The sequence below is a fragment of the Bradymonas sediminis genome (genome assembly GCF_003258315.1).
GTDB lineage: Bacteria > Myxococcota_A > Bradymonadia > Bradymonadales > Bradymonadaceae > Bradymonas > Bradymonas sediminis.
Genome location: NZ_CP030032.1, coordinates 1619260 through 1639929, shown reverse-complemented (window position 1 = coordinate 1639929; position 20670 = coordinate 1619260). Strand labels below are relative to the sequence as shown.

Genomic DNA, 20670 nt, shown 5'->3' with positions numbered 1-20670 from the left:
TCGACGGCCTACTCAGCGTCCATTCCGGCGCGAAGATCGCGCACAAACGCCGCGAGTGTGTCGGTGGTCTGAGAGCCACGGCCCTCGATAAGCCACACCATCGCCGAACCCACCAGTACGCCGTCGCAGTGGCGCGAGACCATCCTGGCACGCTCGGCGTCGGCGACCTTCATCGACCCGAGAATTGGGCGCGAGCTCACCGCCTTAAACTCGCGCATGCGCTGCTCGAATTGCTGCGCCGTCATGGTCGGGTCCCCGCCGGTATGGCCGGTCCAGACCAAAAAGGAATCACAGCCCTGGGCGATATGCTTGAAGCGCTCAAGCGAGGTGGTCGGCGCGATAAATGGCGGCAAGACCAGGTTCGCTTCGCTCAGCGCGGCGCGCAACTTCTCACTCTCATCGAAGGGCAAATCGGTGACCAGCGCGCCGTCGAAATCGGCCGCGCAGAGCGAGGCAATAAACGGTGTCACGCCCCGGCTCAGCACGCGATTATAATAGGTCGACAGGATCACCGGGGTCTGGTGGGTCTCGCGAAAGCGCTGCCCGAGCGTCACGATCTCATCCCAACCGACCTCTTCGCGCAGCGCCCGCGCCGAGGCGCGCTGAATCACCGCGCCGTGGTAGGTGGGGTCCGAGAACGGAAGGATCAGCTCAATGAGATCCGCGCCCTCATCGGCGAGCACCTTCATATAATCCAGGGTCGCGTCGAGATAAGGGTCGGCGGCGACCAGCGCCGCCATAAAGATCGGTCGCTGGGTAATCTTGGCCTGCTCTATCACCCGAGAGAGTCGCGAGTTCATGCCCGCCCCCCGGATTCGGCGGCCTTCTCAGCGGCGCGGAAAGCCTCCAGGCGCGCCAAATCGCGCTCACCCGCGCCCGAAATCCCGACCACGATATCCTGCCCCTCGTCGAGGGTGGGCAATAATTTCAGCGCGTACGCCAAGGCGTGCCCGGACTCCAGAGACACCAACAGACCCTCTTCTTTCAACAGCATTTGGACCGCCTTATAGGCTTCGCGGTCTTCGACCGCGACATAATGCACCCGCCCCTGCTCGGCCCACTGGGCATGTTGCGGGCCCACATTGGCCACGCTCAATCCCGCCGCGGCGCTTGCCGGGGCGAGGATCTGGCCGTCTTCGTCTTGGAGGAGGAAGGAATAGGTGCCCTGGAAAACGCCGGGGCGCCCGTTGACCACGCTGGCCGCGTGACGCCCCGAGAGCCCTTCGCCCGCGCCCTGAACGCCGACCAATTGAATGGTCTCGTTGGGGGCAAATTCGGCGAAGAATCCCGCGGCGAATCCGCCACTGCCCACCGGCGCGACCAAATACTCGGGCGTGCAATCCGCGCGCTCGATTTGCACGCGGGCCTCCACCCCGATGGTCGACAAGAAGAACGCGCTCATGCGCGGATAGGGGTCCGGCGCCGCGAGCGAACTCGGGCAATAAAAATAGTCATCGGGGTGGGTACCCCAGAAGCGAAGCGCCTCGGACTGGGCGATCTTACGCCCGCGAATCGGCGCGTCGACGGTCTCGATCTTCACGCCCAATTCCTTCATTCGGCGCACGCCCATCGGCTCGCTATCCTGGTCCTCTCGCCCCATAAATATCAGCGTCTTCAGGCCCAAGGCGTTGCCCATCGCGCCGAGCGCGGCGCCAAACTCCCCGGTCGCGCTCTCGCCGACCAGGGCCTTTCGGCCCATCCGCACCGCCATCAAGGCGTAGGCTGCGGCCAGGTTCGCGGTGAAGTTTCCGCCCTGGCACAGGTCCTCGCGCTTCAGCCACAGCCTAGCCCGCCCGAGCTTCTCGGAGAGTCTTGGCAACGGCGTCAGCGGCGTGGGACGGCCGAGGCGGCGGTCCAATAGTTCATCGAATTGTTTAAGGAACTGGGGGTCTGCGACCGCCAACTCATAGGCGTCGGCGACCTCTTGGAGAGGTCCCCACAGCGCTTCCGCCACAAATCGCCCGCCGAAACGCCCGTAGCGTCCAGTCTTTTCTTCGCCGCTCATCGGTTCTCAATATCGGAGGGGAGTTTCCCAAAAACGCGGCACTTGCGCGCGCAATATCTAGGAAAGAAATGCTCGAAATCGAAGGGATTATTTGGAGCCATGCTCGAGCCATTCCCGCGAGGCGTCGAGGAAGGAGCCGACGCCGCGGCGAATCTCGCGGGCGACGATGGGCCCGAAGACCTTGGCGAGCAGACGCGCCACCGGCAGATCCGTGGCGATGGTCTCGCGGTAATTTACCTCGGTGCGCTCGTCGGAGAGCTTCTTGAACCGAGCGACGCCCGCGGAGCGCATATTGCCCTGGCGGGTCTCCCACTCGACCTCTCCGTCGCTGGCCTTGTAGGCGACCGTATAATCGGCCCGAAAAGTGATGCCCTTCTCGGACTTCTCCTTAAGCTGCCAGCGCCACACCATCGGCTCGACCTCCTCGGCCGACTCCAGGTCGCTCAGGCAACGCTTAAACTCGGCCGGGTCGCTAAAATAATTCGCGACCTCATCATAACCCCTATTCACGACAAAGGTCTGCTCTTCGGTGCCTTCAATCCATGCCATATCTACATCCTCAAAAATAAAGCGCGCATTAACTAACCCGGCAGCACTCGCCGCGGGGCTTTAGCGGCAACTACGGTCCAGCGGACCACAGGTAAAGCGAATATGAAAGTGCGTATCGTGTCCCGAGACGTGGCGAATGATACCTTCGCGCGCGCTGTTCGGGCGCGGGTATTGCAGAATGGGCTCAAGCTCTTCTTCGGTATAACCAATGGAGCGAGCATACTCATAGAGCGCGCGCTGCACCGGGCGAACCGCGAAGATGAATTCAACCTTGCCGGTGTCGATCAGGGTCTTGAAGAGATGCCAGGTCTTGACCGCGTCCAGCGTCTCGTAGGTGATCGGGTAGAGATTGGGCAGTTGGACGTTGCCCCGATAATAATAGCTGATATCGGCGTCGCGCCCGGATTGGTGGCTGGCGTGCGGGCGGATCCGACCGCCGCCGCGCTGGCTCAGGTCACCGGCGATCGCCTCGGGCGCGTCGGGCCAACGCGCTTTGACGTCGGCCAGCGCGGCGCGAATCAGGCGCGTGGTGCGCTCGGTGGCATAGGCGCGCGCCTTCGAGCGAACCTGCAGCCCCGGGCCGTCTTTGAGCGGCACGCCGTTATAGAGCCGGCCGCCGTTGGCCTTGCCATAGGACTCCGACGCGCCGCCTTTGGACTGCACGTACACGCGCACGCGCTGGCCGATCTGCAGCTTTCGCGGGTTAACCCCACGGTTCCATCGCTTCACGCTGGAGATCTTAACTTTGTATTTTTTCGCGATCCCCTCGAAGGTATCGCCGGGCCGCACGCGGTGGGTAATGGGGACCGGACCGCTGGGCTTCTTCTTCACCTTCTTGCCCGACTTCACGATCAACTCACGCCCCGGCTCGACCTCCAACCCGCTGAGCTCGTTCCACGTTTGAACGTCCTCCAACTCGGCCCCGAATTTTAGCGCGATTCCCCCAAGCGTATCGCCTTCGGCGACGGTATAACGGACGATATTGCCTTCTTTTGCGCTGCGGTCTTCGGCAAACGCCGGCGAGCTCACGCTGATCGCCGAAAATGCCAGAAGCAGAGCGATGATGATTGGATATCTTTTCACGACTACACCTTTAAAACCGAATTCACTGCGATGATGGACCGAATCCATCGAATCCAAACCTAACTTTCTTTAGAGATCTGCGCACTATGCGTCAACCCGCCGGGTTGGCTGACGGCTTATCGAGGGGGCCAAAGCGCGAAAGTTCGCCCGGGAATTCCTCGCGTCACTCTAACGGCTTGACCGGCATTTTCTCAGCGTGATAGTTCGAGCCAACCCGCCCTGTTGCGGTTTTTACTTATGCTGACACACCAAAGGAACTACCATGTCCGTTCGTCTGCGATTCGCCCCGTCAAATACCGGATTCCTTCATATGGGCAATGCGCGCACGGCCCTATTCAACTACCTCTACACGCGCCACCACAAAGGAACGTTTATCCTGCGCATTGAGGATACCGACCTTGAGCGTAGTAAGCCAGAATATACCGACGCGATTCTCGAAGCGATGGACTGGATGGGCATGGAGGCCGACGAAGGCCCCTTCTTCCAGACCAAGCGCACCGATATCTATAAAGAAAAAGTCGAGGAGTTGCTGGCTAGCGGCAACGCCTATAAATGCTTCGCCACCAAAGAAGAGCTCGAAGAGCGCCGTCAAAAGGCGATGGAGTCCGGCGGAGACCTCTCCGCGGCGTCGCGCATCTGGCGTGACCGCGATGACCACCCCGAAGGCCAGCCCTTCGTGGTGCGTTTTAAGTCGCCGCTGGAAGGCGATCTGACCATCGATGATATGGTCCAGGGCGAGGTCACCGTGTCGGCCACCGAGCTCGATGACTTCATCATCCTGCGCAGCGACGGGACGCCCACCTATAACTTCACCGTGGTCGTAGACGATATCCTCATGGAGGTCACGCATATCGTGCGCGGCGATGACCACCTCAATAACGCCTTCCGCCAACTTCCGGTGTACCTGGCCCTGGGCGCCAAGCCCCCGCGTTTTGGCCACGTCGCGCTGGTCGCCGGGCTCAGCAAGCGAAAGGGCAGCACCTCGGTCCCCGAGTACCGCGCCCTTGGCTATTTGCGCGAAGCGGTCAATAATTACCTGGCGCGCCTGGGCTGGTCGCACGGCGACCAGGAGATCTTCAGCATGGAAGAGCTTATCGAGTATTTCGACTTCGACCATGTCGGAAAGAGCGCGTCGCAATTCGACATCAAGAAGTTCCAATGGGTCAACGCCGAGTGGATGAAGCGCCTGGAGCCGGCCGTGTTGGCCGAGCGCTGGCTGCCCTTTTTAGCCGAAGCCGGACTGCCCGCGCCGAGCGTGGACTCGCCGGAATTCGCGCGTCTCACCGAGATCGCCGAAGCCCTGAGCGGTCGGGCCAAAACCCTGGTCGAGATGACCGAGAAAGGCGCCTTCTTCTTCACCGACTCCGTCGAGTATGACGAGAAAGCGGCGAGCAAATGGTTGGTGCAAAAATATGCCGACGCCTTCGATGAGCTGCATACGCGGTTGTCTGCGCTCGAAGATTGGACGACCGAGAATATCGAGGCGATCTACCGCGACCTGGTCGAGAAATACGAGCTTGGCCTCAAGCATTTCGCGCAGCCCACGCGCGTCTGCCTGACCGGCTCGACCTCGAGCCCGGGCGTCTTCGAGACGGTCGCCCTCTGCGGCCGCGAGCGCGTCTTGGAGCGTCTGGCAGCCGGCGTCGAGCGCATGAAAGCTGCCGAGTAACCCAGGCCAAACTGGCGACGCCCAAGCGTAACGAACCACGGAGTGAAATGTGAGTGTGCAGGGCCGCCAAATTCAACCATCGCTCATCCTCGCCGCGCGCGCCGCACTCTTGGCAAGCGTGGCATTGGGATGGGCGACGCTGCTGCCGAGCGTCGCCCACGCCGACCCGCCCCAATTTGGGGTTGAGGTCGGCGTGGGCGCCGCGCTCGGTCTAAGCCCCTACCTGCGAAACGAAGTCGTCGCTCAACCGCTGCCCACCAGCGGCACCGACGAACGCCCCTGGATCATCCCATCCCTGGCCCATATCGAGACCGGCCGCTCGGTCGCGGCCTCGCTGAAATTGGTCGCCTCGAACCTGACCGCCGGCGCGAGCCTGCAGGTATTTGACCTCCCCTCATTTACAACCTACTACCGCGGCGACCGCGCGCTCCCCCCAACTCGTCAACGCGCCGACGGATCCGTCGATGATAGCGGCACCGAATACGCACCGCTGAGCCCGCCCATCAATGAATCGATCCCCAGCCGCCTGCAAGACTCCTTGATCGTGGTCGGCCTGGGCGGCGACTACCGCATCTACTGGCCCGACGAAGCCATTGACTTCTTCATCCCCATCGGCGCCGAGATCGTGCTGACCCATGTCACCCGGCCCGCCGCCTCCAACCGACTTGGCCTGGCGATGTCTACCGGCGTGGGCGCCGTGCTCGACATCAATAGCCGCATTGGGCTGGTCTTTGATGCCCGACTGCACGCGCTCGCCACCAGTCACTACGGCAGGCGAAGCGACTCCGCGCGCCGCGCCGCCGCCATCGGCGAATCCACTGAAGCCGCCTTCTTCTCCACCCTGCTCTACGCCTCCGCCAACATCGGCCTGCAGTTCACGATCCGTTGAACCAGGGCCGCTCGGGGGCAACACAAACTCACCAGCCGGGGATAAATTTCGCGACCCGACTGGCGAACTGTCGATTACGCGCGACTCGCCGATAGCCCCACTCCGAGAGCCCTGCGAAGACCGCGCTGCGCCGGTAGATCCCCATCAAATAGCTGCCCTGCGGGCGCATGGACAGGGCCCGAAAGATCGCCGCCGCCCCACGGTACACGCTCCCATCGGGCTCCACAAAATGAATCTCGCGGGCGAGGTCCTCTTCGCGAAACTCCGGGAAATACGGCATAAAACTCTGATAACTCACGTAGCGAATACGGTCCCCAGCCTGGGCGATGATATGACCGAGGGCGCGCTTGCAAAACCCGCATTTCCCATCCCAGAGCAGCGCGGGCCGGTCGAGCCGACCCGCCTCAAGCCCCTCGGTATCATCAATCTCGATCGTCTCTGACATACTTCACTCCCGATTCATCAAACGCGTGGCGGGTTTAGCGGTTCTCAGCGCTCATAATTTCGTGACCAGGAGGCGCTCGGCCAGCGACTTGCTGATCGCGGCGCGCAGCGGGTCGGTGTCGTGGATGTCCAAGAAAAGCTGGCCGTCGAAGGATAGAATCTCAACCACCGTGAAGGAGCGATTCAGCGTCAAACCGATCTTATCGAGGTATTGGAGGACGTCGGATTCCTGGTCGAGGACGCGCTCGAGTCGGTAGGTCGCGCCGAGCTCGGCTTCGTCGAGGCGGATGGTCTCCAGGCGGTGAATCTGGCCGTCGGCCGTGGGGATGGGGTCGCCGTGGGGGTCGAATTTGGGATGCCCTAAAAAGTCGTCGATGCGGGCGACCAGTGATTCGCTCACCGCGTGCTCCAAAAGCTCGGCCTCTTCGTGCACCTCGTCCCAGCTCAAGCCCAGGGTCTGCACCAAAAAGACCTCGACCAGGCGATGCTTGCGAATCACCTTAAGCGCCGCGCGCACGCCGTCTTCGTTCAAACTCGCCCCGTGATAGGGCTTATAATCAACGAGACCGTCGCGGGCCAAAGACTTCAACATACTCGTCACCGACGGCAACGAGATCTCGAGGCGTTCGGCCAGCGATTTCGTCTTCACCGGCACCTCCCCATGCGACTCAAGATGATAGATGGCCTTGAGGTAATTTTCGACGGAAATCGTTGGCATCGCTTACTCGGGCAGCGGGTCAAAGAATGCATCTTTCGATGCACGTTAACCCGCCGCCCGCGCGGCTTCAACTGACGAGTTTACTCGGACGCCCCGCCAGGCCCAGGGCGTAGCGTGCTTCCAGATAATCGTCGCTCATGGCGAAGGAGATCAGTCGGCGCACGCTGGGGTTGCGCCGGATTTGCTTCTGGGTCTCAGGAGCGTCCAGGCCAAGGTTCCACCCGTGGAAGCTGAGCAAGCCGCGCACGGCCGCGCTCACATCCCCGGCGGTCACCATGCCGACGCGGCAGGCGAATTCCTCCAGGACGCCGGGCCACAATTCGCACTCGGCGGTCGCGAATTGCTCCATCACCGGCTCAAGCGCGCTGGTCAATCGACGGCGCGCGACCGCGTGGAAGGGGCTGGAAATATGCTCGACCAGGTCCTGGGTCGCCATATCGACGCGCTCGCCGAAACCCTGACCGGTCTGCTTGAGCAACACGGCTTCGACCATATGCCACACCCGGCGCCCGTCGAGGGCGAGCAAGGCCGGCAATCCGGACCAGGCCAAGGCGGCGCAATACCCGGCGATGAACCGAGCTTCGGCCGCGTTCATCTGACTGATCTGCTCCCAATTGACCCAGATGCTCGGCGTTCCCGCCGAGAAGACCTGCGGGGTCATCGGGCCAGCGTCGCCAGACTCTGCCTTAAAGCGCGGGATACCAAAGGCGTCCATCGCGGCCTGCATGCTGTCGCAGGCGTCCTGGGCGTCGAGGCGGTTCAGGCTCACGCCCTCGAGCGCTTTGCGCTGGGGAAGTTCATCGGCCCAGACCTTTTCGACAAAGGGCATCGCCGCGGCGAGGGTGTCGATCATCTGGACATTCAGCCCGGCCGGCATCAGGAACTGCTCAACCTGCTCATCGCTAATAAGGCGCGACGGCGAGGTCTTGGTCGGCAGCGCCTCGTTCTCGACGGTGCAATTGAGCACGCGCAGGATTTGATCGGAGATACGCGCCCGGTCGAAGGCCTGCGCCCGCCCCAGAAGGTCGCTGAGTCCCCGATAGGTCGTGGGCTCGAAGGGGTCGACGAGCACAATCTTTCGGAACTCCTCAAGCGCCTGGGACTCACGCCCGGCGATCTGCGCCAGGCAGAAGGCGCGGCGGCGCAATAGCTCAATGCCGTCGCCGTCCTGGGCATTCTTGGCGCCCGTGCAGCGCTCCAGCGCCAGGGTGTAGAGGCGCACGGCCTCCTCGGGCCACATAAGGTCTTCCTCGACGATCTCGGCGGCGCGGCCAAGCAATTGGCGCTGGCGCGCCGGCGGCATATCGCTGCCCTTCTGGGTCGCCATCGACTCCAGGCGGCCGGCGCAGTCCTTGAGCATATCCGCGCGGAAGCCGAGCCCGACCAATTCATCGAGGTCCTGAGCGCTCCCCAGCCCCGCGTCCACGATCTGCCATTGCAGCTCGTAGGCGGTAAGGCCGTCGTCGAGCTTATCGCGGTAGACCTCGACCAGCGTGCGCCAATCCTTGAGATTCTCGCTGGAGATCTCACCGTCGAGCACGCGTTGGAATAGCTCCACCGCGCGGTAGGGATTGCCATGCTCGAAATACGCGTAGGCCAATTGCCGGCGCGCGTGCTCGAAGAGTTCACACTCCTCATAGCTCGCCAGGAGATGCTCAAGGCAGTCGATGCCGTCGTCGATGCGCTCCTCGCTCTGCAGCAGCAATTCAGCCAACCACAGGCCGGACTCGATGCATAGGTTCGCACCGATGGCCCGCGTCGGGTTGGTCATATGCTCGAAATGACGCTGCTGGAAACGAATCGCGCGCTCCAGGTCATTAAGCGCCATGCTCACCCGCACCAATTCGCGCAGATAGGCGGCGTCTTCCGACAATTGCCAGCAATTGCTCAACGCGGTCGAGGCGCCGTCGAGGTCATCGAGCTCTTCCTCTAAGATCTCGGCCAGCGTGCGGAAGAGATAGAGGCGACGGCTTCGGGTCAGCCCGTCGCGCATCGCGTGGGCGTCCAGGCAATCGCGCAGCAGCATCCAGCGTCCCGCAAAACCCTCGGCGTTGCGGATGGTCTGGTAGAGGCGGTCGAGCGTCGGGCCGTCGCACATATCCTGGGGAAAGTGCTCCTCGGCTTCGTCGGGCGCTTCTGCCGTGTTCGCGGCGTCTGCGTCGCCCTCCAGGCCCGCCTCGGCGACAACCTCTTCGCCCTGCTCTTCGGATGCCTCGGCGCCAAGTTGCTCCGCGGGCTCCACCTTATCGGCGGCCTCGTCCTGAGCGCGCATCTCTGGGAACGCGGTGCGCGCGGCTTCGGCCAAGAAGTCGGCGACCTGCTCGTGGCGCTGGTGGCGCTCGGCGAATTCGGCCAACTCGGTGAGGCGCGAGACCTTGAGGTCACGACTATCTCGCAGCGCCAACTCGCGCCGCGTCCAGAGCACATAGCCCTCGAAGTCATGCGATTGGCGCGCTTCGACGGCGCGAAGGCGAAGCGCCAGCGGGTCTTCGGATTGATAATCTTCGTCGCTGCGCAGCACTTCGCCTTCGAGCACGCGCACCAACTCAGCCGACAATCGCAGCTCGGCGGGGTCTTCGGGGCTCGAGAACTCAGCCGCCACATTCACCGGCAACTCGCCCAAAAGCATCGCCCGCTCCGAGGGCTCCAGCACGTCGATGGCCGCGCGAATCGCGTCGACATCGCCGACCGTAAGGCCCTCGCGTTTGATCTCGAGCAAGCGCTCCAGCGGATGCTGCGGGTTGGCCCGGCGGAATTGGTGCAGGACCTCGCGCTCTCCGCCGCGCGCCATCGCCAACTCCAACACGAGCTGGTTCTCCAGGCTCTCGGTGGAGCCGTGCGTGCGAAACGCTCGGCTGACATCGGCGCTTTGGTGCGCCCGCTCGCGAAGACGCGCGATGACCTTGAAATAACGGTCGCGCGCCTGCGCGTTCATCGGCTTCATGACATTATTTTCGAGGCGGTCCGCGACCTCATCGACCGACAGGCTCGAATACGACCAGGTCCGCGCGATACCGGCGAGCCAATGGCCGTTGCCGGGCTCGGCGTCGAGGGCGATAAGATAGCGCGCGAACGCCCCGGCCAGGTCGCCCTGCTGCCACTCAGCGACTCCAGCCAACTCGCCGTGCAACGCGGCGAAGGCGCGCGGGTCGTCGGTCGCGGCGATCTTTCGCTCCACCAACACCACCACCTGATCGAAACGACCGAGCGCATAATTCAAGCGCAGGGCCGACTCCAGGGCGTGGTTGTCTTCGGGGGCAATCTCGAGAATCCGCGCGTAAATGCGAATCGCGTCTTCGCTACGGTCGAGCTGGGTCTCAAAGATTTCGGCAAGCGCCCCGAGTCGGCGAATCGTCTCGCGCGGGTCATCGGTCTCGCGCAGCTCTCGCCCGCTCATCTCGATGATATCGTCCCAGCGCTTATTGCGCATATAGATGCGCCCCAGCCCCTCAAGTGCGGGCAGGAAGTCGGGGAGAATCTCCAGGGCCCGGCGATAATGCTTCTCGGCGAGCTGTGGGTCCTCGAGATGACGCTCGGCGATTTCGGCACATTTTTGGTGCAGCACCGCCTCTTCTTCGTCATCCTCCACCAGCTCGAGCTCGCGCATATTCAACTCGATCAACTCGGCGAATTGACCGGTGCGCGCGTACAGGCGCCCCAGCGCCGCGAAGGCGCGCGGGTGCTGGTCGTCGAGGATCAGAATTTCCTGCCAGGCGCCGATGGCGACGTCGTAATTCTGCAGCTCGTTCTCGGCCACCTCGGCGACCTTATCGAGCAGATACATCTTCTGGCGGCGGTTGGGCGCGACCTCGACCGAGGCCAAAAAGAGGTCGGCCAATTCGCGCCATCGGCCCAGCTCGCCCAGGAGTCCCGCGGCCGCTTTGAGGGCCGGCAAATAATGCGGGCGATGGTCGAGCACGTGGCGATAATGGTCGAGAGCGCGCACTCGATTTTCGAGGCGCACGCGATAGAGCTCGGCCGCCTGGAAGTGCCGGCGCCACACACTCGGGGCGCCCTGCATCTGCGCAATCTCGCGCTCGTAAAGGTCGACGAGGCCCGAGAAATTATCGCGCTGAGCGTAGAGTCGCCCGAGCGCGCGTAGCGCGGGAAGATGGTCGGCCTTCAGTGACAGCGCTTCGCGGTAGACTTCGGCGGCGGCGACCTGGTCCTGAGCCTCCTCTTCGTAGAGGCGCCCGAGCCGGGTCAACTTCGTGATGCGCTCGCCGTTGGTCAACGGCCCTTCGAGTTGCATATTAAGGACATCGATCAGCGACGTACCGGTGCCAGACACGCCGCCCGACTCGGCGTCATCGCCCCCGGCATCGGCCGCGGTGAAATGTCGCTCGAGCAGCGATTCGCGGACCCGAAGCGCGGTCCAATCCTCCGGCTCGCGCGCGCAGAGGTCGGCCAACATCTTGTCGGCCGAGCCCAGGTCGCGCGCGACGCTCTCTTGAAGCATCGCCGCGCCGACCGCTTCGGTCGGCTCAAGCTCGGACTCTTCGGACAACCCGCGATACAGCGTGGTCGCCGACTCGCGATCGCCCAGGTCGAAATAGAGGGAGCCCAAGAACTCACCCAGGTCACCGCGAAGATGCGCGCGCTGATGAATCTGCTCGAGCAAGGTCGCCGCGCCGCTCACATCCCCCCAGACCGCGCTCCAAATCGCCGAGCGCGTGCGCATCAAATCGGCAATCTCGCCGTCATCAAACGCAACAGCGCGCTGCGCGATGACCTCGCCAACCCGGTCGATTCGCCCCTGCTCAAGAAGGGCGTCGAGCTCCAGGCGGGTCTTCCACAGACGCGTATAATCGCCGGATTGCTGAGCCATATCGCCGGCGAGAATATGCAAGGCGACCGCGACTTCGCTGGGCGGCGCATCGTCAAGCCAATCCTGGCGCAATTCTTCGAGTTTGAGCAAAACAGCCAGGCTCGGCTCGGCGACCTCATAGGCGCGCCGAAGCGTATCGCGCGCGGCTTCGCGGCGCCCTTCCCGACGGTGCAAACGCCGCGAAAGCGCCCAGACCACCGGCGAGAAATCTCCCAAATTGGATAGCCGTTTGAGCGCAAGGCGCGCCTCTTCGAAGCGACCCAGCGCCTCTTCCGCGCGCGCGATGCCGATCAGCGAGCCCTCGACCGCCTCCGGCGCGTCGGGTGTGTGCGTCGCGTCGCGCTCCAGACGATTTCGAAACTCTTCGACCACATCGCGTCGCACCGCGACTTCTTCGCGCGGGCGATACGCCGCACGGCGCGCGGTCGATTCCATCGAGGATTGACCCGATTCGCCGGGCACCGATGCGCGACGAAATTTCGCGGCGCGCCCGTCTTCGGGACCGCTGCGTCGATTTATACGTGGAGTGAGATCGAGGGTGGTATGCGCCATCGTAGCCATCCTTAGCTGAGTCAATCGCCTCCCAATACGACTGCCGGGCGCATCATCCTTGATAGCGCTCTTACGGCGGTACTCTTTAATCCCCGGGAAGCGGGTAGCGTGCTGGGTCGTAGCGCCATTCGTCGCTATTGTCATCTTCCATTGATGCCAATTGGCGACGTCGGCGGCTGCGCGCACGAATATAGGCTAATATGAAAAGAAGCGAAACGCCAAAAAATATTATGGTCTCATCGGCCAGTATCGACCAGCGATTGGTCGATGAACTGAGCTGCTCGTGCCACTGAGACTCGATTTCAGGCAACGTGATGCCCGCCTCGGCCCGAATCGCGCCGTCGAAGTCCGCGCCTCCTTCCATCTGGCGCATCACCCGCGCCCAGAAGTCCGCGCCGTATTTATCCTGCATCCAGCGCACGAAATGAAAGCTCTGGTCATAGGCCAAAGACACCGACATCTGATGCGACGGGAAAGTCCGCGTCAGCTTCGAGAACGGCTGCAATTGCCCCCTCGCCGCGGCCTGGGAGAGCTTCTCGCTGCGCTCCGGGGTCCACTCCTGGGCCATCATCACCGCGAACCCCTCATGAAACCAGCGCGGCACCGGCACATCGCCGCGCGCATGGTCAACCGCGACATGGGCGAGTTCGTGGGCATAGGTGAACATCACGTCATCCGGCGTACGCTGCCCGCCGTGGGCGACGATGATGGTGCTTCGCCCCGAAAGCGACAGCCCCACCGCCCATTCCGGCGCGCGATTTGGCTCGCCGCGCAGCGCGTAATAGTCCGAGACCTTCGGCAAAATCCACACGTCAATCGGCGCGGGATCAACCAACCCCAGGTTCTGGTGGGCGCGCTCGCGCAGCGCGGGCGCCTCCTCGGCGAGCTTCTCAATCGCCGGGCTGTATCGCTTAAGGAAGTGGAAGGTCAGGCCATCGGCGGGCATCGCCTTTGTGGTCATTTGCTCCGGCGGAATCTGGGCCTGCGCGCTGGCGACCCAATCCTGAGCAAGTGCCCCCTTGTCGAAGACGCTGACGTTCCCTGAAAAGACCAAAACCATTGAGAATAGTATCGCCGCGACCACTCGTCGAAGACCCATCGTTTTTTTCAATCGCAGCGAATTCATTAGCAGTCCCTACAGCGCAGATTACAAACCCAATCCAATCCGGTGCACCAACCTAAGCAGCCGAAGCCCCGGGTAAAGGGCAACTTCTAAAAATCGCCGAGCACACCGCGGCGCCACCACTAAAAGTGCGCGCCCCGAGCCGAGTGGACAGAGGTTTATCCACTCGGACATTCATGTCCTCACATCAGGCACACCCGGCTAGACGCTGCGGGCGCCGCCCGTGCACACGAGTGGATAGAACGCCTCAGGAGCGTGTTGAATTTCCGAAGATGTGCTCGCTTCAAGTTGGCACACTTCCTGCTCTACTCCCCAACGAATGTATGAAATGGATGTATTTTGGGCTCGGAAGGCCACCGCTAAAATGCAATGTTGCCCTATTGTTGAATGAGTCATTCCCAATAAAGAAGCGCCGAGGCAAATATTGCCTCGGCGCTTCCTTTTTGAGCACATCCTTTATTTGTCACTCCTGCCGGAGAATAACCCGCCGGCGCTCAGCCGCGCGATTCAAGCTCCGGGAAATGCTTGAGCAAGAGCCCTCCGATTTCGAGCCCCAGGCTCAGCTCCCCGCCGACGCGCACACGGTCGGGCAAGTCGGTCGGGAAGATCTCGCCGGTGGCCAGGGCCATCCCGGTCTCAAACGACGCGCCGAGCCGCAGGCGCGCAGCGCCGTCGGGGGCATCATAATCATTGAGGACCAGCTCGACTTCGATGGGAGCATCGAGGCCCTCCGCCGTCAGCGTGCACTCGAAGACGCCGTCAAAGCGCTCTAACTGCTCCAAAAATTCAGCGGTCAGCCGGCTCATGCTCGCCGCCGCGCGGTCGCGATAATCATTGGCCCGCCGCTCCAGCGGCACCAGAATCTCGAGCATATGGCGCTTGAAGTCTTCCCAATCGGACTCATTGCCAATGATGGTGGCGACCGGGAAATCAATCATCTCATCGCACTCGACGGTGCACCCATCGGCGCGAAATTCGCAGGTATAGCGCGCGTCGGTATCGCTAAAATAGACCGACACGATCACGTCGACTTCGGATGACTCGCAAAACAGCTCCCGGCGCGCCTCGAATAATTCAGGGACATATTCCGTGAAAAAAACGTAGGGGCTAACCTCGGGTTTTAATGCGTCCTCAATCTTCATAGCGTACTCCCACGAGTCATTTGGCCCGATGATGCAGACCAAAACCAGGTGCCTTAGAAACTACATAGGCGGCCTACTTAAGCGTCTTTTTTCACGCGAACGGTCGAATAGAGCATCGCGCAGGTGATCCCCATCGTGGCCATATTTCCGAAGACCAGAAACTCGCCCTCACACCCGCTGAGGCAGATGGCGGAGACAAGTAAAATCGCGAATTTGATCAGTCGGCTCTGGGTCATCTTTATTCCTTATTGCTATCTATCGAGGTCAACTCGGTGCGAAATTAAAAGGTATGTATATCGTTCGTGTTATTTTTTGATGCGACCATCAAAGACCGCTTCGACCGGCCCGGCCATCCAGACGCGCCCGTCACGCAGGGTGATGGAGAGTGCGCCGCCGGGGAGTTCGACCTCCACCGGAAACGCCGGGTCGCATCGGCCCGTTTGAACCGCGGCGGCCGCGACGGCGCAGGCGCCCGTGCCACATGCCAGGGTGCGCCCTACCCCGCGCTCAAATACGCTCGCGCGCAGTCTTTGCGGGCCGACCTGCTCGACGAACTCCAGGTTCACCCCGGTCGGAAAAGCCGGGTGCGCGGCGTTCAATCGGCTGCCGAAGCACTCCAACAACTCAACATCATTGACGTCTCGCTCAAAGGCCACCGCGTGCGGATTGCCCATATTCACGCGAACCAGCGAAAACGCCTGCCCTTGTTCTTCGAGGTCGATATTCTGGGGCGCGATGCTCGCCGCCCCCATATCAACCTCAATTTGCCAGACATCATCTTCTCGCGCGGACGCCTCCGCGCCGCCCATCAACAAGCGACACGCGCGAGGCCCGGCGTCACTGACAATCTGCAAATCATGCGCAGAAAACCCTTCGTGCTCAATCAGATAACGCGCCACGCAGCGCACGCCATTTCCGCACATCTCGGGGCGAGTGCCGTCCCGATTATAGATGATCATGCGGGCTGAATTTGGGGCGAGTTCTGCGGAATCATCGCCGTCTTCCGGAAGCCACAGCAACAATAAGCCGTCGGCGCCGATGCCACGATTTCGGTCGCAAAGCATGACCGCTTTCGCGCCGAAGTCGACCTCTTCCGCGGGTCGCCCATCGCTGAAATCACGGGTACGTAACACCGCGAAATCATTACCCAATCCGTGGTATTTAAAAAACGGAATCCGCTGGGATTTCTGAGCGTTTTTCACGGAGTTTCGTCACCAAAGTGGAGAACTGACGGGGCGTTCAGCGCGGCGTTCATACGCCCAAAAGCACAAGAACTCAACCCATAAACCCTGAATATAAAGCGATAAAACGCCTTTAATTCGAAGCAGATACCGAAGCTCAGACGCCCGCGACGACCGCGCAGAGGTCCTGCCAGGTTTTTTCGTGGGTTTCGATAAATTCATAGCCCATGCCGGGGGTCATGCTCGCGCTCATCGCGCCGAGTCCGCCTAGACCTGCGTAATCGGCCTGAGCGTCGGGCTCTTCGACCCGCGCCACGCGCCCTTGAACCCGAAAGAGCCCCTTGCCCTGGACCTCGAAGATCAACGTGTGCACCTCGCCGACCTCGAAGAGGAAATTCGAGCGCACGAAGATGCCGGTGGGGCTGATGTCCACGCTCTCCAGCGGAATCTCCCAGCCATCCTGGTCCTGCACGACCACGTCGAGGGTCATCTGGCAGCGATTATAGCGCCGAATGCCGTTAAAGGTGGGCTGAGCCTGGGGGGTGCGGCGAATATTCGAATCTTCGAGATTGTGCGCGAACATAAGGATCTCCGTATCCGTAAATATGTCGTTTCGTTGCATCCCTTCCGAATCCGACCGGCACGCACTTCCTTATGCGTATTTGCCCTCCTGGCATGGCCAGCGGATTCAATTTTTAGGTCGGTATTCCTCAATCCGTGACACCGCCTAAGTGCAACACCGACAACCACGGTACCCGACGTAGAGATGCGGTCAATTTTTTTATGCCGGCGAACGGTCGCCCAAACAAGCGATTTCCTCACACAACCACATTGTCCAAACCCGAAAGAAACTTTATGTTGCGAATTAAGACACACAAGTTTGGGACAGCTTTGTTTTATTTACTCAGCAACACTGGATACGATGATGAATAGAAAGATCTTAGCACTCGCAGCGATCGCTTTATTGGCCACCAGCGCCCTTGGCTGCGGTGATGACGCCTCAGGCAACGGCTCAAAGGCGCACAATTCTCTGGTGAATCTCGTCGAAGAGTCCGCCGGTGAAAATTGCGAAAATGGCGGGCAGGCTATTCAAACCGGTCTCGACGCCAATGATAATGGGGTACTCGATGCCGATGAGGTCGCGCAGACCGCCTATATTTGCAATAGCGCCCCCGGAAAAGACGGCGCCCTGGTGAACCTCGCCGATGAGCCCGCTGGCGAAAACTGCGAAAACGGAGGAAAGGTCATTCAGACCGGCGTCGACACCAACAGCGACGGGACTCTCGGCGCCGATGAGGTCACTCAGACATCCTACGTCTGCGATACCGTCGACGGCGAAGATGGCGTTCAAACCCTGGTCGCGGTGAACGAAGAGCCCCTTGGCGACAATTGCCCTGCCGGCGGAAGCCGCATCGAAGTTGGCGCCGATACCAGCGCAGACGGCATCCTCGACGTCGATGAAGTCACCCAGACGACATTTATCTGCGAGGAAAAATGCCCGGGTTCGATGATCCTTTCGCAGCCCGCCAACGCCTGCGTCGAGCCGCAATTGACGCTCTTTTGCACGGTTGAAATGGCTCTAAACCCCACCGGTCTTTACCCGTATATGCTCGGGCCAGGCACCCCCTGCAGGGTGGATCTGGTCTACGATACGAGTCAACCGGAGAGCGGCGAGGAATTCGGGCAGACGACCTACGCATACTCCGACGCCCCGAATGGCATCTACGTCACGCTCGGCGACGAAGTATTCTATACCAATCCGGCACCCGACGCGCTGCTCGTCACGGTTCATGACACCGGCACCACTTCCACCCGGCACGATAGAATCCGATTCGAGAGCCTCTCAAACCAGATGCCAGCGCCGTACGATGGTACAAGTATCATGATTGAATTGAGCAGCTCAGATGCCGATACCTTGACCTCCAACTCCTTGGCGGACGCGACCGCAGCGTTGCACCGCTTCGAGGAGGCCGGCGGAATCATCGCGGCATGCAACGCTCGGGAGGCTAGCTGTGAGGAGGGCTCCATGAATGAGGTTGATTTCTGGATGGTAGCGATCACAAGATACCCCACTAACGCGCCGGGACTTTAAGTTTCGCCCCCCCTAACTTGATTGACTTCAATTGAGTCGCCCGACGGCCCGCCCGAATTCATCTTCGCGGCGGGCCTTCTTATTTGCCATAATTCGCCTAGAACTTAGATGCGAGTATTTATGGTATACAGGGGCAAGCGGCGACAGACTTGCCCGCGCAGCGTTTGCGCGACGCATACGCAATCAGGATGGGTCCCAACTCATGACAAAAGACAAAAACGAGCCAGAACAAAAGAGCAACCACCGTCATCTTTCGCGGCGCCAATTTTTGGGGCTATCGGCGGCGGGCGTCGCGGCGCTCGCGCTGACCGGGCGAACCTGCTTTTACGAAGACCCAACCAGCGACGCCTGGTCTCAAGCCGTGCTGACCGACTGGGAGATCGCGGTGCTCGCCGCCGCCGCGGGCGCGCTGATTCCCGATAGCCCTACCGAGCTTCGACAGGCGAGCGCGACGAGCCCAAGCGGCCTGCAGGTCGCCCAAAAGGTCGACACCTTTTTGCAGGGCTTGCCCTTCACGATGCTGGTGGAGATCCACGCGATGTTCGGGCTGATCGAGCATGGAACCATCCTCAATGGATCGGTGCTTCGGTTTACACGCCTGTCGCCGCCCAAACGCCTCGCCTACCTGCAGCGCCTCAATGAGATGGGCTCCAAATTCGGCGATGCGTTTCGCGGGATTCGCGACCTCTCGCTGCTCGGGTGGTACGCGCATCCGAAGACCTGGGAGCCCATGGGCTACGACGGCCCGCTGCTCGTGCGCCCCGCCCCGCAGCCGGTGCAAACGCCCCAGAGCGCCGGAAAATACGCCCGCCTCATCGCCCCGGCCGGCACGCGCCCCAAAGGAACGCTATGATTTTCGACGCATCAACTCTCGACCTGCCCCTGCATATTGAGGCAGATCTGTGCATCATCGGCTCCGGGGCGGGCGGCGCGGCGGCCGCGATGGTCGCGGCCGAGGCGGGCCTATCGGTCGTGGTGCTCGAGTCTGGCGCGTTTATCCCGCCGGCACAGATGAACCAGCGCGAGGAGGATATGTTCCCCGAACTCCTCTACGCCAACGGCTCCCAGACCAATAAAAACCGAAGTTGCACCATCGTGCAGGGGCGCGCGCTGGGCGGCTCAACGGTCCATAACATCAACCTATGCAAACGCATCCCCGACGCGATCCTTAAGCAATGGCACCGCGACCACCAGCTCGAACACCTGTCGCTGCAGACCTGGGACGGGCTTTATACCGAAGTCGAGGCGCTCATCGGCGTCTCCGAGATCCCCGAGACCCGGCGAAATCCACACAATCAATTGTTGCAAGATGGGGTCGAGAACCTCGGCTGGCGCGGCGGCGGGCTGCGCCATAACCGAACGGGTTGCATCGGCAGCGGGTTCTGCGAGGTTGGCTGCGCCTATGACGCAAAGAACAACGCGACCAAGGTATTTATCCCGCGCGCGGTCGACGCGGGCGCGCAATTTTTGACCCATTGCCGCGCCGTCACCGTGCGGCATCGAAACGGGCAGGTGCTCGGCGTCGACGCGCTGGCGCTGGACCCGACGACCCGCGAAGTCATCGGAGAAGTGCGCATCGACGCCGAGCGCGTGTGTGTGTCGGCCTCGGCGACCGGCACCCCCGCCCTGCTGCTGCGCTCGCGGCTCCCGGGCCCCCAAGACGCCATCGGCAATGCGTTGCGCGTGCACCCGGCGCTGGTCGCCGCCGGGCGCTTCGACGCCAGAGTCCAGGCATGGAAAGGCATCCCCCAATCCTATGAATGCACCGAGTTTCTAAACTTCGAGGCGGCCCACAAATCCCCCGACGCCCCGGGAAACCGCACCTGGATTATTCCCGCCTTTGCCCACCCGGTCGCCACCGCCAAGATGCTGCCCGGCTGGGGCGAGGCGCACCGCGAACTCATGGCGTCCTACGATCATTTCGCGGTTTTCAGCGCCATGATTCACGACTTAAGCGCCGGAAAGGTTCGCCCGTCCGGAAAGCTCGGCGTCGATATCAAATGGTGGCCCGATGAGGCCGACCAGCGCGAGTTATTATTCGGGCTCGCCCGCACGGTCGAACTCTTATTCGCCTCCGGCGCCGCCGAAGTCATCGTGCCGATGCGCCCCCCGCGCATCCTCAAGCCCGGCGACTCCCTCGACTGGATCGAGGCGCTCGAAATGGAACCCGGACTGATCGATATGACCGCCGTACACCCGATGGGCTCGGTCCCGATGGACGACGACCCGGCACGCGCCGCGGTCGACAGCCGCGGTAAATTTCACGCCGCGACAGGGTTGTGGGTGGCCGATGGGTCGCTCTTTCCGACCTCGATCGGGGTGCCGCCGCAGGTCTCGATTTACGCCATGGGGTTGCATGTGGGGCGAGCGATCGTGGCGGATTATTCGACCTAGC

The 20670-nt window shown here is 61.8% G+C and carries 17 protein-coding genes; 5 read left to right on the top strand and 12 right to left on the bottom strand.

Translation table 11 applies throughout. From position 1 onward, the window contains the following. Positions 1-8 precede the first annotated feature (8 nt). The 4 genes from trpA to DN745_RS06095 form a co-directional block, all read right to left on the bottom strand. Positions 9-800, bottom strand: a complete 792-nt coding sequence (trpA, locus tag DN745_RS06110) for a tryptophan synthase subunit alpha (protein ID WP_111333024.1) — start codon at positions 798-800, stop codon at positions 9-11. Continuing rightward, positions 797-2005 carry a pyridoxal-phosphate dependent enzyme gene (locus tag DN745_RS06105; protein WP_111333023.1) on the bottom strand — a complete coding sequence of 403 codons (1209 nt, stop codon included), beginning with the start codon at positions 2003-2005 and terminating at the stop codon, positions 797-799. The genes trpA and DN745_RS06105 overlap by 4 nt, the downstream gene beginning before the upstream one ends. Positions 2006-2092: 87 nt before the next feature. Next, positions 2093-2554, bottom strand: coding sequence for an SRPBCC family protein (locus DN745_RS06100; RefSeq protein ID WP_111333021.1), 462 nt, complete (start codon positions 2552-2554; stop codon positions 2093-2095). Between the two features lie 60 nt (positions 2555-2614). Further along, a complete protein-coding gene (locus DN745_RS06095) occupies positions 2615-3637 on the bottom strand; it encodes a penicillin-insensitive murein endopeptidase (RefSeq protein WP_162687499.1) in 1023 nt (340 codons plus the stop codon). Positions 3638-3899: 262 nt separating this feature from the next. Here DN745_RS06095 and gltX point away from each other — a divergent pair, with 262 nt between their 5' ends. Both gltX and DN745_RS06085 read left to right on the top strand, forming a co-directional pair. Next, the gene (gene gltX / locus DN745_RS06090; RefSeq protein ID WP_111333017.1) at positions 3900-5306 is read left to right on the top strand and encodes a glutamate--tRNA ligase; all 1407 of its coding nucleotides are present in this window, start codon (positions 3900-3902) and stop codon (positions 5304-5306) included. Positions 5307-5355: 49 nt separating this feature from the next. Then, positions 5356-6195: a hypothetical protein gene (locus tag DN745_RS06085; protein WP_133622057.1), complete on the top strand. Its 840-nt coding sequence runs from the start codon at positions 5356-5358 to the stop codon at positions 6193-6195. Positions 6196-6223: 28 nt separating this feature from the next. Here the strand turns inward: DN745_RS06085 and DN745_RS06080 are convergent, their stop codons facing one another. The 8 genes from DN745_RS06080 to DN745_RS06050 all read right to left on the bottom strand — a co-directional run bounded on the left by DN745_RS06080 (position 6224) and on the right by DN745_RS06050 (position 16766). Then, entirely contained in the window at positions 6224-6640 is a 417-nt protein-coding gene (locus DN745_RS06080; protein ID WP_111333014.1) for a thiol-disulfide oxidoreductase DCC family protein, read from the bottom strand. Between the two features lie 51 nt (positions 6641-6691). Continuing rightward, positions 6692-7357, bottom strand: coding sequence for a metal-dependent transcriptional regulator (locus DN745_RS06075; RefSeq protein ID WP_111333012.1), 666 nt, complete (start codon positions 7355-7357; stop codon positions 6692-6694). A 67-nt stretch (positions 7358-7424) separates the two neighbouring features. Beyond that, on the bottom strand, positions 7425-12737 hold the full coding sequence (locus DN745_RS06070; RefSeq protein WP_162687498.1) for a tetratricopeptide repeat protein: 5313 nt from the start codon (positions 12735-12737) through the stop codon (positions 7425-7427). A gap of 85 nt (positions 12738-12822) precedes the next feature. Next, positions 12823-13836 carry a peptidase MA family metallohydrolase gene (locus tag DN745_RS06065; RefSeq protein ID WP_162687497.1) on the bottom strand — a complete coding sequence of 338 codons (1014 nt, stop codon included), beginning with the start codon at positions 13834-13836 and terminating at the stop codon, positions 12823-12825. 518 nt (positions 13837-14354) lie between these two features. Further along, positions 14355-15002, bottom strand: coding sequence for a hypothetical protein (locus tag DN745_RS06060; RefSeq protein ID WP_111333008.1), 648 nt, complete (start codon positions 15000-15002; stop codon positions 14355-14357). Between the two features lie 77 nt (positions 15003-15079). Next, entirely contained in the window at positions 15080-15238 is a 159-nt protein-coding gene (locus DN745_RS19255) for a hypothetical protein (RefSeq protein ID WP_162687496.1), read from the bottom strand. A 69-nt stretch (positions 15239-15307) separates the two neighbouring features. After that, positions 15308-16204, bottom strand: coding sequence for a diaminopimelate epimerase (gene dapF / locus DN745_RS06055; RefSeq protein ID WP_111333007.1), 897 nt, complete (start codon positions 16202-16204; stop codon positions 15308-15310). Positions 16205-16340: 136 nt separating this feature from the next. After that, the gene (locus DN745_RS06050) at positions 16341-16766 is read right to left on the bottom strand and encodes a PilZ domain-containing protein (protein WP_162687495.1); all 426 of its coding nucleotides are present in this window, start codon (positions 16764-16766) and stop codon (positions 16341-16343) included. A gap of 339 nt (positions 16767-17105) precedes the next feature. Here DN745_RS06050 and DN745_RS06045 point away from each other — a divergent pair, with 339 nt between their 5' ends. The 3 genes from DN745_RS06045 to DN745_RS06035 all read left to right on the top strand — a co-directional run bounded on the left by DN745_RS06045 (position 17106) and on the right by DN745_RS06035 (position 20669). After that, positions 17106-18275, top strand: coding sequence for a DUF7151 family protein (locus DN745_RS06045; RefSeq protein ID WP_111333003.1), 1170 nt, complete (start codon positions 17106-17108; stop codon positions 18273-18275). Between the two features lie 202 nt (positions 18276-18477). Continuing rightward, positions 18478-19128: a twin-arginine translocation signal domain-containing protein gene (locus DN745_RS06040; protein ID WP_111333002.1), complete on the top strand. Its 651-nt coding sequence runs from the start codon at positions 18478-18480 to the stop codon at positions 19126-19128. Next, entirely contained in the window at positions 19125-20669 is a 1545-nt protein-coding gene (locus tag DN745_RS06035; RefSeq protein ID WP_111333000.1) for a GMC family oxidoreductase N-terminal domain-containing protein, read from the top strand. Before DN745_RS06040 ends, DN745_RS06035 begins: the two co-directional genes overlap by 4 nt. Position 20670 lies beyond the last annotated feature (1 nt).